We start from the raw sequence: 11904 nt of genomic DNA on the forward strand, positions 1-11904 counted from the left end.
CGGTGAACCCACCCACCCCGATGAACTCAAGCAGCATCGCTTGATCGCCAGCCCCGCCTCTTATGATCCGTTCCGCACCCGCGCGCGTCTGGCCTGTTCCACGGTGCAAGGCGCGATCAATGCCGCCGTACAGGGCGCTGGATTGTTGCAGTGCCTCAGTTATCCGGTGCATGAGCATTTGCTCAGCGGCGCCCTGCGCCGTGTGCTGCCGGACTTCGACGGGCCACCGCTGCCGGTGCAGGTGGTGTACCGCGAGGGCAGGCAGGCGCCGATGCGCGTGCGCAGTTTTGTCGAACACTGTGTGAGCGCACTGCGCGGGCATCCGGCATTTCAGTTGGCGTAACAGTGGATTGCCGGAGGTGGTGATTCCCCCGTCGCGTATCGGGGCGCAGCATTCGCCTATCCCTAATGGAGGTGATCCTATGAGCCCGATCGAACAGTCCCCTTGGCATGCCGGCGAACGGCAGATGCAGCACAGCGCCGGCGTTGCCGAGCGCATGGCGATGGTCGGGCCTAAGGTGATTCGCGACCACTTGCCCGAACAGCACCGGGATTTCTACCCCTTGCTGCCGTACCTGGTGCTGGGCGCGGTGGATGCGCAAGGCTTTCCCTGGGCGACCCTGGTGGAAGGTGCGCCGGGCTTTGTGCATTCGCCCGACCCGCAGCGCTTGCAGATCGACAGCCTGCCCTCGGCGGGCGATCCGGCCCGTGCGGGGCTGCATCAGGGCGCGTCGGTGGGCGTACTCGGCATCGACCTCAATACCCGTCGTCGCAATCGCATGAACGGCCGCATCGGTGCCCTTGACCACGAAGGATTGTCGGTGGACGTGGTGCACACCTTCGGTAATTGCCCCAAGTACATCCAATTGCGCCCGGTCGAAGGCGTCGCCCGCAAACCGGGCAGTGCGGTTGAGCGTTATGATCACTTGGACGCCGCCGCGCAGCACCTGATTCGCAGCGCCGACACCTTCTTCGTCGCCAGTTACGTCGACACCGACAGCGAGCGCGCGGTGGATGTTTCCCACCGGGGCGGCAATACCGGTTTCGTGCGCGTCGACGGCAACGTGCTGACCATCCCCGACTACGCCGGCAACCTGTTCTTCAACACTTTGGGCAACCTGGCGGCCAACCCGGTGGCAGGGCTGTTGTTTATCGATTTCGACACGGGGGATGTGTTGCAGCTTGTCGGGCGCACCACGCTGATCCTGGACGGGCCGCAAGTGGCGCTGTTCGAAGGCGCCCAGCGCGTGTGGACAGTGACCGTGGAGCACATGGTTCGGCGCGCGGCGGCATTGGCCTTGCGCTGGCGGTTTGCGGAATTTTCGCCGTTCAGTCTGGCGATGGGGTGATCGCTCACCCCATTAGTCCAGTGCAGACTGCGTCAACGCTTACCGTATCCAGACTCACCGGCGCCTATCATCCACTTGGCCAGACCGTGCCGGCCGCTCATGCCCAGCTTGGCGCCGGCGCGTTTGAGGTAGGTTTCGATCGTGCTGTTCTTCACACTGAGTTTTTCCGCCAACTGCGGCACGGTACTGCCGGTCAGCAGGCCCAGGCACACCTCCTGCTCGCGCGCCGATAGGCTGATGTTCTCTAGAGACAAGCGCCGGTAGAACGCCTGCTGCAGCTGCGATTGTTCCGGCAGCGCGTGATCGGTTTTGCGCGGCGCCTGACGCAGCAGTTGGGCGTGGTGTTCGAGCAACGGTAGAAGGGTATCCGACAGGCACTTGAGGAATGACAACTGCGTCAGGGAAAACCCGTGTTCGGTGTAGGGCCGGAACAGCGAGATCACCCAGCGTTGGTTGCCGTGGCGCGATACCAGATGGCACTGGTGCAGGTTATTGATTCTGGGGTTCAGCTGGATCAGCAGCGGGTCCTGCATGTCGAGCATGGCTCGCACCAAGGGGTGGTCCTTCGCCGAGGGCAGGCGTGGCGGCCGTGCCTGCGGGTGGCCGGCGCTGCCCAGCCGTGTGATATCGAGGACGCGCTCGGGCAATTCGTCAAACGCCCATTGGCTGAGATCGACCCACTGGGTAGGCACCCATCGGTTTACCAGATGCAGCAGATGGTCGGCGAAATGGGCGTGCCCGCTGTGGGTTATCACCTCGCCCAGTTGCGCATAAAAGTGTGGGCTCTGAGGGGCGTAGGGCTGGGCATCCATGGCCCGTTGATCGTCGAGGTCGAGCACCGTTAATGGTCGCCCGGGGAGTTTGCTTGAAACATAAGGGCCTAATCCTACTTATCCAGCTGAAACGAGGTACACAACGTGCCATAAAAACCACGTCATTAATTCGACGCTTCTAAGGGGTGTTTCCGGATAGGGTTTAGTAGGTCAGGTTTTTATATTTATTTAAGTATTTGAAATATATAAAAAAAATTTTAAAGAAAAGATTCCTTTGTTCACGTTGTCCTCGCCAATTACTAGCCAATTTCCTACAGGGCTTTAATCGTTTCAGCATTCAAGCATCAAAAGTGCCGATCCATTCGTTTGGATATCAGGGACAGTAGATCAGCTCGACCGTCCACCTCAGGGCGGGCGAGGAATGAACGCCCTGCTGCCGTCCTCGCGCACCTGAAACAGCCGTTCGCCGTTATCCGGTTGTGTCGTGATGATCTGATGGTCTGCGGCGAGGTAAGCCAGCGGCATCGGGTCGTCCTTGGAGAACGCTGTGACGATAATCGTGCGCTGTGGGTCGAAGTGCCGGCCGCTGGTGGTGTCCAGCCACGCCATGAACGCGGCGCTGTCGCCTTGACGCGGGAAGTTTTGGGCCTGGCTGACGTAGTAGAACGCGTTGCCTTGGTTTTGCAGGTACAGGGGCACCTTGTTGTCGACTTCCAACATGACCATCTGCCATTGATCCCACGGCGCGGTTTTGACCGCCTCGGTGCGTACATCCTCGGCAAAGCGGGTGACGCCGCCATTGCCGTTGCTCCAGGGGTAGGCCACGCCAAGCACACCGAGCATCACCACGGCGGCGATGGCGAAACCCTTGCGCCAGCGCGTCCCACTGGCCGGCGTTTTCGCCAGGCGTTCGCTCAACCACCAAGCGGCCAACAGCTGGGCGAATGGCACCAGCGGCAGCACGTAGTAACTGCGTCGGCTGCCGCTGGCGGTGAAAAACACAAATAACAGACCCAAGCCCCAAACCAGCCAGCGCACATTGGCAGGCGTATGGCGCCAGTGCCGCACGGCCAGCCACAGACCCAGCAGCCAGCACGGCGTCCAGGGCAGGGTGTAGGCGGGCAGGTAGATCAGGTAGGTGTAGATCGGCCCCATGTGGTCGAAGGGATCGAAGAAGCGCACCACGTTTTCCCGGAACACCAACGCCAGGCCGCTCTCGCCGTAAGTCGCTGCGCCGTAGAGGTGAGATAACACGAACGGCACCGCATATGCCGCGCCGCCAATCAGTGCGGCCAGTAACAAGCGCAGGTTGAGGTGCTGCCTGTAGCGCTGCTTGCTGAGCAGGTGCGGCAGCAACACCAGGCCTGGCAGCACCACGCCGATCAAGCCTTTGAACAGCGACGTCGCTGCCAGCAGCAGGCAGAACACGGTGTAACGTCCCAACCGTGTGTCGTCCGGCCCACGCCAGTACCACCATACGGCGGCGAGGACGCCGCACAGAGTCAGCACATCCGCCGTGGCCACCCGCGCCCAGAACAGGAAGTAGAACGTGGTGGCGAGCATCCAGCCCGCGATCAGACCGGTGCCTTTGCGGAACAGGCGCTCGCCGAGCAGGTAGATCAGCCACACGCTCAACCACGCGGCGATGACCGAGGGTAAGCGCAGCGACCACGGGCCCAGGCCGCCCATCAGGTGCGCCATGCCGGTGATCATCCAGTAGGAGGGCAGGGGTTTGTCGTAATACGGCGCGCCTTTGAGGTACGGGTCGAAGTAATCGCCGCTCTGCAACATCTGCAAGGCAATGTTCGCCCAGCGAGTTTCCGGCCCCCATAGGTCACGCGCGCCGAGCCCGCACAACAGCAACAGGGCACAGACGCCGAGCAGTAACAGCAAGGCGCCGCGTTCGCTGCGAGGAAAAAACGGCATCAGGGCACCTGCGGGTACAGGGTCAGTTCCAGATAGCCTTTGTTATAGCGTTTACCACCCAGCGGCAGTTGCCCAGCCTCGGCCATTTCGCTGGTGCTGCCGACCCGCAGCAGCACGCCGACCGGGCCGTGACGGCGGGCCTCTTTGAGCCAGTCCTGAACCTGCGCCACGCCCACCTTACGCTGCGCGGCATCGGGGTATTGCAGGCCGTAACGCAATTCGCCCTCGGTGTTGTACAACGTCACGTCAGGGCGTTGCAGGCGCCAGGCGAGGGCGCTGGCGCTTTCCAGTTGGTTGCTCAGCAAGGCGCTGGTTTGCTGCAGTTCGCCCAGGTGTTCTTGCACGAATTGGTCGGGCATTTCATTGTCGGTGATCAGCGCCGGCATGCCGGCGGGCAGCAGTACCACCAGCAGGCCGATGCCCAGGGTCGGCATGGCCCACAGCGTCAACGGGCGGAAGGCTTGCAGCAGGTTGGTCAGAATCCACACCAACAGCACGATAAAGGTCAGGGACAGGCTGAACATCTCGGCATGGCTATTGCCGTATAGCGGTCGGGCGATTTGCAGGTAAATCAGGCCGATCATCGCCGCCATGCCAATGGCGAAATTAAGCAGGCCGTTAAGGCAGATCGACCGGGCTTTGCCTTGGCTGATCAGGTCGGTCAAGGTGTGCCCCATGAGCAGGGCGAGCGGCAGCAGGCACGGCATGATATAGGTCGGCAGCTTGCCGTTGCTGAGGCTGAAGAATCCCAGCGGCAGCAGTAGCCACAGGGCCAGGAAGCGAATGGGGGCCTGGTTTTTTTCCTGCCAGGTCTTGCGCAGGGTGTTGGGTAGCAGCCCCGCCCAGGGCAGGCACGCCACAGCCATGATTGGCAGGAAAAACCACCACGGTCGCACATGCTGCGCATCCTCGGCACTGAAGCGGCGAATATGTTCGTTCCAGAAAAAGAAGCGCCAGAAATCCGGTTCCTGCACATGAATCGCCCACACCCACGGCAGGCACACCAGCGCCGCCACTAGTACCGCCAGTGGGCCGTAGCGCAGCAATGCCCCCAGGCGCCGTTGCCAGAGCATATAGGGCACCGCGATCAATACAGGTAGCGCCCAGGCCAGAAAGCCTTTGGTCATAAAGCCCATGGCGCAGGCAAGCCCCACGATGGCCCAGGCGCTCAGTCGGCCAGGCAGTGTTTGACTGTCGAGGGCAAACCAGAACGCGACCAGACTCAGGTTGACCCACAGCGTGAAAAGCGGATCGAGGTTGGAATACCCGGCTTGGCCGGCGATCAAGCCGAAGCTCAGGTAGAGCAGGGCGCAGGCGAAGCTTTTGCGCGGATCATTCCACAGGCGGCGGGCGAGCAGATAGGCCAGCAACACACTCAGGCCGCTGGTCAGGGCCGAGGCGATGCGCACGCCGAACAGGTTCTGGCCGAACACGGCTTGGCCCAGGGCGATCAGCCAATAGCCTCCGGCGGGTTTTTCGAAATAGCGCATGCCCATAAAGTGCGGTGCCACCCAGTTGCCGCTGAGCAGCATTTGCTGGCTGACCTGGGCGTAGCGGGTTTCATCCGGCGTCCACAAACCGTGCAGGCCCAAGGGCAGCAGATAAAACCCTGCGAAGGCCAATAACAGCAGGTGCAACGGTTTTATGCGGGGCATGGCAACGTCGCTCCTTGACGTTTTATGGAGACCGTTTGAACTAATAAAGTCATAGCGGAAGAACCAAAGCGTTCACTAAGTGGCGAGAAAGAGTCATGGCGTCCTGATTTAAAGACGCAATTCAACATGCCAGAACAGGGCTGTCTTTTTGCTGAACACGCTGTGGCGGTCGTTGTACTGCGCTTAAAGTTGCTTGAGGGCAGCGGGCCAATCGGGGTTATTAACAATGCCCAGGGTTTTGAACTTACCGTTGGGCAGAACTTGCACGAACAGTGCACTGCCGTACTCGGGAAACCGCGCACGGGGGTAGCCCAGATGGGTTTCAAAGTCGGCGATGCAGCCGCTGTGCGTGACGAACACCAGGTTGCGCCCGGGCTGTTTATGGCTGAGCAATTCCTCGCCCATGGCCGCGCCGCAGACGGCTTGCTGGCTGGCGGTGACATCGGTCTTGTCGAACATGAAGCGGGAGGTCTGGGCGGTGCGAATGGTCGGGCTGGCGAGCACGTCGCTGCCTTCCATGCCCAAGGATTTAAAGGCTTTGCCGAGTTGTTCGGCGCGTTGGCTGCCTTCAATCGTCAGGCCTTCGACGGGGCCCAGGCACGGGTTGCTCGAACGGTCGCAACGCTCTTCGTGGCGCACCAGCACAATCAGATCGCCATCGCGCCAGAGCGGCAACACCGATGAACTCAGCAGGCGATTGCCGACTCCCAAGTCCCGTGGCGATAAGGGCCAGTTCATGAAAGCAGTCACCAGCAAGGCAACTACCGTAATGCCCAGCCAGAGCGCTGACAAGCGCTTGAGAAAGTGTCGGCGTGCGCGTGGTTTGGTCAGGGTCAGGTCAACCACTTCATTCACCTTGGGCGCTGTCGCCAGCGTTTTATTTATTGGGCGCGACATGTTGGCGATTGCCTTGAGTGGAGCCAGAAGCTGTCACAGAGCGGCTGTCTTTTCGCTGAACATGGAGCGTTTAAAAGTTGCCAGGCGTAGCAACTAACAAGTTGCCGACGGATGACGCTTGGCCGGCAATTTAAAGAGTGACGGGTGGCCGTCCGGTGAAATCCATGTGAAAAATTTGCGTGGGCTCGGACCGCAGTCGTTATCCTCGATGGCCACCCATCAAACGAGTGCTCCCATGTTGCAGGTGCAAGGCGTGTTTAAAAGCTATGTCACTCCTCAGGGCCCGTTGACGGTGCTGGCCGGTGTCGATCTGCACCTGGCCGCACGCAGCAGCCTGGCGTTGATGGGGGAGTCGGGCAGCGGCAAGAGCACGCTGTTGCATCTGGTGGCCGGGTTGGATCGAGTCGATAGTGGCCGTATCCAGATCGGCGAACAGCGCCTGGACCGGATGAGCGAGGCGCAACTGGCGCACTGGCGGCGTACGGACATCGGCCTGGTGTTTCAGCAATTCAACCTGATCGGCAGTTTGCGCGTGGCCGACAACCTGGCATTCCAGGCGCGGCTGGCGGGGCGTTTCGATGCCCATTGGCAGGCGCAATTGATCGAGCGCCTGGGCCTGGGGGATTTGCTGACGCGTTACCCGGAGCAACTCTCGGGCGGCCAGCAGCAGCGGGTCGCGGTGGGGCGTGCGTTGGCTTCGCGTCCGCGGCTGTTGTTGGCCGATGAGCCCACCGGCAACCTCGACGAAGCCACCAGCGACGAGGTGCTGCAACTGATGCTCGACCTGTTGCGCGACAGCCCCACCAGCCTGTTGATGGTCACCCACAGCCCACGCCTCGCTGCACGACTGGATCGCCAGGTAGTGCTGCATCGCGGCCAGGTCGTAGCGGCGGGAGCAGTCTGAGATGGCGGTGTTCTATTGGACGTTGCGCGCCTTGCTCAGTCATTGGCGTCGCCATCCCGTGCAGTTTTTCAGCGTGCTCACCGGCCTGTGGCTGGCCACCGCGTTATTGACCGGGGTGCAAGCCCTCAACAGCCAGGCGCGCGACAGCTACGCCCGCGCCAGCCAATTGATCGGCGGCGAACCCCAGGCCAGCCTCGCGATGCCGGACGGCGCCAGTTTTCCCCAGGCACTGTTTGCCCAGTTGCGCCGTGCCGGGTGGCCGGTGTCGCCGGTGGTGCAGGGCAGGGTGCAACTTCAAGGGCATGCAGACCTGCGCCTGCAATTGATGGGCATCGACCCGCTGTCGCTGCCGGGCAGTGGCGCGGTGGCGGGGCAGCGCTTGAGCCAGGCGCAGATGCTGGCGTTCTTCGCGCCGCCGGGCCGCACCTGGGTCGCCCCGCAAACCTTGCAAGCCCTCGGGCTGCAAGCGGGTGAGCAACCCTTGACGCTGAACGGGCAGCGCCTGCCGCCGTTGCAGGCCCAAGCGGACATGGCGCCTGGGCTGTTGCTCACGGATATCGCTTTCGCCCAGCCGTTGCTGGGGATGCCCGAGCGCTTGTCACGCCTGTTGCTGGACAACGCTTTCGCCGCCGACCGCCCCACGCCGCCCGCCGGGCTCCAACTCAAGCAGGGCGAGGACAACAACCTCGCGCGGCTGACCGACAGTTTTCACCTGAACCTCGACGCACTGGGCTTTTTGTCCTTCGTAGTCGGGCTGTTTATCGTGCATGCCGCCATCGGCCTGGCCCTGGAGCAGCGGCGTGGGTTGCTGCGCACCTTGCGTGCCTGCGGCGTCAGCGCGCGTTGCCTGATCGTCGGCTTAGGGGTGGAGTAGGGTGCATTGGCGTTGCTCGGCGGCGTGCTCGGCGTGGCCAGCGGTTACCTGCTGGCCAGCCTGTTGCTGCCGGATGTGGCCGCCAGCCTGCGCGGTCTGTATGGCGCCGAAGTGCCGGGGCAATTGAGCCTGAACCCAGGCTGGTGGCTGGCCGGTTTGGGCGTTAGCCTGCTCGGCGCCTTGCTCGCCGGTGCCAGTAGCCTATGGCGTGCGGCGCGCCTGCCGTTGCTGGCGTTGGCCAATGCCCAGGCCTGGCACGAGGCCCACGGGCGCTGGTTGCAGCGTCAAGGCTATGTGGCCGCCTTCGCGCTGCTGGTGGCCCTGTTGGCGCTGTGGCGCGGCGATAGCCTGGCCGCCGGCTTTGTGTTGATGGCCGCGTTGCTGCTGGGTGCCGCCCTGGGGTTGCCGGTGTTGCTTAACGGCTTGCTCAAAGCAGTGCTGGGCCGCAGTCGCTCGGTGCTCGGCCAATGGTTTCTCGCCGATTGCCGTCAGCAACTGCCGGCCCTGAGCTTGGCGCTGATGGCGTTGCTGTTGGCGCTGGCCGCCAATATCGGTGCCGGTTCCATGACCTCGGGCTTTCGCCATACATTCAATCATTGGCTGGAACAACGCCTGACCGCCGAGCTGTACCTCAACCCCCAAAGCCCGGCCCAGGCCGAGCAACTGGGCACCTGGCTGGCGCAGCAACAACGGGTGCGTGCGGTACTGCCCACCTGGCAGGTGGCGGTGCAGGTGCAAGGCTGGCCGGCGGACCTGTCAGGGGTGGTCGACGATCCCACCTATCGGCAGCACTGGCCGTTGCTGGAAGCGGCGCGCGCGCCTTGGGATCAATTGCGTGACGGCGACAGCGTGATGCTCAGCGAGCAACTGGCGCGCCGCCTGGCCGTCAATCTGGGCGACACGCTGAACCTGTCGACGCCGCAGGGGCCGTGGACGCCGAAGGTGGTAGGCATCTACGCCGACTACGGCAACCCCAAGGGCCATCTGCTGATCAATGCCACCCACTTGCTCAGCCACTGGCAGGGCCTGTCGCCGTCGCGTTTCAACCTGCGGGTCGCGCCGTCCGATGTGCCAGCGCTGATCCTTGACCTGCAACGGGTGTTTGCCCTGGAGGACAGCCGCATCATCGATCAGCAGCAACTCAAGGGCTGGTCGAGCCAGGTGTTCGAACGCACCTTCGCCGCCACCGCCGCGCTCAATAGCCTGACCCTCGGCGTGGCGGGCGTGGCGTTGTTCATCAGCCTGCTGACCCAGAGCCAGAGCCGCCTCGGTCAACTCGCACCGCTGTGGGCGCTGGGCGTGACGCGGCGACAATTGATGCTGCTCAACCTCGGCCAGACCTGGCTGCTGGCGGTGCTCACCTTGTGCCTGGCGCTGCCGCTGGGGCTGCTGTTGGCGTGGTGCCTGGACGCGGTGATCAATGTGCAGGCGTTCGGCTGGCGCCTGCCGTTACAGGTGTTCCCATGGCAATTGGCGCAATTGCTGGGCTTGGCACTGCTGGCCACGTTGCTGGCTTCGGCCTGGCCGCTGTGGCAGTTGTATCGCAGCCGTCCGGCGGACTTGTTGAGGACATTTGCCCATGAAGGTTAGGTCGTTGTGTTGGGCTGTGCTGTGGCTGCTGGCGGCCTGCGATAAAGCCCCTGCGCCCGCGGAAAGCTTCGCCGGCCTTGGCAGCGATGCGGCGGACTTTGCCCAAGTGGTGCCCGGCAAAGTCTTCAGCTTTCCCGAAGACCATGGCCCCCACGCGGGGTATCGCATCGAATGGTGGTACGTCACCGCCAATCTCAAGGATGCCCAGGGCAATCAGTTCGGTGTGCAGTGGACATTGTTTCGCAACGCCTTGAAGGCCGGGCCCACCCAACCGGGCTGGCACGACTCCACCCTGTGGCTCGGACATGCAGCCGTCACATCTGCCACCCGCCACTACGCCGCCGAACGCTTTGCCCGTGGCGGCGTGGGCCAGGCCGGGGCGCAAGCGGCGCCGTTCAATGCCTGGATCGATGACTGGAATTTCGCCAGCCGCCCCGGTGCCACCCGCGCATTGACCGACATGCAACTCAAGGCCCACGGTGCGCAATTTGCCTACGACCTGCGCCTGACCTCCCAGCGCCCGCTGGTGTTACAGGGCGACAACGGCTACAGCCGCAAATCCGATCAGGGCCAGGCGTCGTATTACTACAGCCAGCCATTTTTTAGCGCCGAGGGCAGCGTAAGCATTGATGGCAAGACCTATCAGGTCAGCGGCCCCGCCTGGCTCGACCGCGAATGGAGCAGCCAACCGCTGAGCGCCAGCCAGAGCGGCTGGGACTGGTTCTCCCTGCACCTGGATCGCGGCGCACAACTGATGCTGTTCCGGGTGCGGCAAACCGACGGTGCGCCCTACCTGACCGGCACCTGGATCGACCGCGAAGGCCATACCCAGACCCTGCACAATGGCGATATCCAACTGACGCCGTTGCACACTACCGCCATCGATGGGCGCCAGATACCGACGCGCTGGTCGCTGAAGATCCCCAGCAAACAGCTGGACATCACCACCGAGGCGCTTAACCCGAACGCCTGGATGAGCCTGAGTATTCCGTACTGGGAAGGCCCGGTGCGCTTTGACGGTGGGGTGGGTTACTTGGAGATGACCGGCTATTAGGGGTGTTTCCGTAGGCGCTATTTCCTCACCCAGTAGGCAACTTCCCAAATGCGCTTTACCCCACCTGCGCTTGTGTCCGGGGCGTAGGCGCTTGCTTATATTTCCACGCCATCTTCTTTGCATCCCGGATGTAGGGCATGGCGCAGAGCTATATCAACGACCGCACCACGGACTACCACAGCTTGAAATCCCGCCTGATGGGCAGCGCCCCGACCCGACAACGTTCCGAACATTTTGATGTGTTGAACCGACACCTGCGCCCCGGCCTGGTCACGCCGGGGCAGTTGGTGATTATTCCCGATCCCCACAGCGTGAGTTGTTCCGGCGAGGAAGCCTGGTTGATGCGGCATGCCGAAGCAGTGCGACGCAACCTGGACATGAACTCATCCACCGGCAAGGCCTTGATCGGCAACTATGACTTGTTACAAAGCTTTATGACATACAGCTCCATAGGCATCGGCAGCGCCACAGCGGCTTGGGCGCGGCATCTTAATGACGTGGCGCAGACCTTGGAAGAAATCGAGCAGTTGCATCAGCGCTTGAAAGACGGCGCATTGGACCGCGATGCCTTTATCCAACAGCGCCAGACCCTGTTCCGCCGCCTGGACCTGCAACTGCAAGGCGCGGCACGTTTTGGCACAGGGCTGCAGGGGCATGAATCGTTGAAAAAGGTGCTGGGAATATCGACCAAAAGCTATCTGCATAAAGGTGAGATCGCCGGGTATGCACAGCGGATTCGGGAGACCGCGCAAATGTCGAAGTGGTTGGGCAAGGGGACCTATCTGGGCGTGGCGCTGGATGTGGGTGTGGCGGGATTGGAGATCAAGGAGGCGTGTGTGACGGGGCGGGAGGCGCAGTGCAGGAAGGCGAAGTATGTGGAGA

Annotated in this window: 9 protein-coding genes and 1 pseudogene; 6 read left to right on the forward strand and 4 right to left on the reverse strand. The window is 62.5% G+C overall.

The features are described from left to right. Both YA0848_RS34645 and YA0848_RS34650 read left to right on the forward strand, forming a co-directional pair. A partial coding sequence (locus YA0848_RS34645; protein ID WP_232925255.1) for a LysR substrate-binding domain-containing protein occupies positions 1–343 on the forward strand: 343 nt, incomplete at its 5' end. Between the two features lie 79 nt (positions 344–422). Next, on the forward strand, positions 423–1349 hold the full coding sequence (locus YA0848_RS34650) for a pyridoxamine 5'-phosphate oxidase family protein (RefSeq protein ID WP_169903405.1): 927 nt from the start codon (positions 423–425) through the stop codon (positions 1347–1349). 32 nt (positions 1350–1381) lie between these two features. On the opposite strand, the gene YA0848_RS34655 is transcribed toward YA0848_RS34650, so the two are convergent. The 4 genes from YA0848_RS34655 to YA0848_RS34670 all read right to left on the reverse strand — a co-directional run bounded on the left by YA0848_RS34655 (position 1382) and on the right by YA0848_RS34670 (position 6600). Further along, on the reverse strand, positions 1382–2161 hold the full coding sequence (locus YA0848_RS34655) for a helix-turn-helix transcriptional regulator (protein WP_034098983.1): 780 nt from the start codon (positions 2159–2161) through the stop codon (positions 1382–1384). A gap of 366 nt (positions 2162–2527) precedes the next feature. Next, positions 2528–4048 carry an ArnT family glycosyltransferase gene (locus tag YA0848_RS34660; protein ID WP_169903406.1) on the reverse strand — a complete coding sequence of 507 codons (1521 nt, stop codon included), beginning with the start codon at positions 4046–4048 and terminating at the stop codon, positions 2528–2530. After that, positions 4048–5703, reverse strand: a complete 1656-nt coding sequence (gene arnT / locus YA0848_RS34665; RefSeq protein WP_047882618.1) for a lipid IV(A) 4-amino-4-deoxy-L-arabinosyltransferase — start codon at positions 5701–5703, stop codon at positions 4048–4050. The genes YA0848_RS34660 and arnT overlap by 1 nt, the downstream gene beginning before the upstream one ends. Before the next feature lie 183 nt (positions 5704–5886). After that, complete coding sequence (locus YA0848_RS34670; protein ID WP_052229497.1) at positions 5887–6600, reverse strand: histidine phosphatase family protein; 714 nt, start codon at positions 6598–6600, stop codon at positions 5887–5889. 235 nt (positions 6601–6835) lie between these two features. Here YA0848_RS34670 and YA0848_RS34675 point away from each other — a divergent pair, with 235 nt between their 5' ends. The 4 genes and pseudogenes from YA0848_RS34675 to YA0848_RS34690 form a co-directional block, all read left to right on the forward strand. Next, positions 6836–7504 (forward strand): ABC transporter ATP-binding protein, encoded by a 669-nt coding sequence (locus YA0848_RS34675; protein ID WP_034098980.1) that lies wholly within the window; start codon positions 6836–6838, stop codon positions 7502–7504. 1 nt (position 7505) lies between these two features. Further along, a pseudogene (locus tag YA0848_RS34680) lies at positions 7506–9968 on the forward strand (ABC transporter permease). After that, positions 9958–11022 (forward strand): lipocalin-like domain-containing protein, encoded by a 1065-nt coding sequence (locus YA0848_RS34685; protein ID WP_034111027.1) that lies wholly within the window; start codon positions 9958–9960, stop codon positions 11020–11022. Before YA0848_RS34680 ends, YA0848_RS34685 begins: the two are co-directional and overlap by 11 nt. 137 nt (positions 11023–11159) lie before the next feature. Further along, the coding region (locus YA0848_RS34690; protein WP_198731566.1) for a hypothetical protein at positions 11160–11904 on the forward strand (745 nt) is incomplete at its 3' end.

The organism is Pseudomonas sp. S4_EA_1b (assembly GCF_016307435.1).
Lineage (GTDB): Bacteria > Pseudomonadota > Gammaproteobacteria > Pseudomonadales > Pseudomonadaceae > Aquipseudomonas > Aquipseudomonas rhodesiae.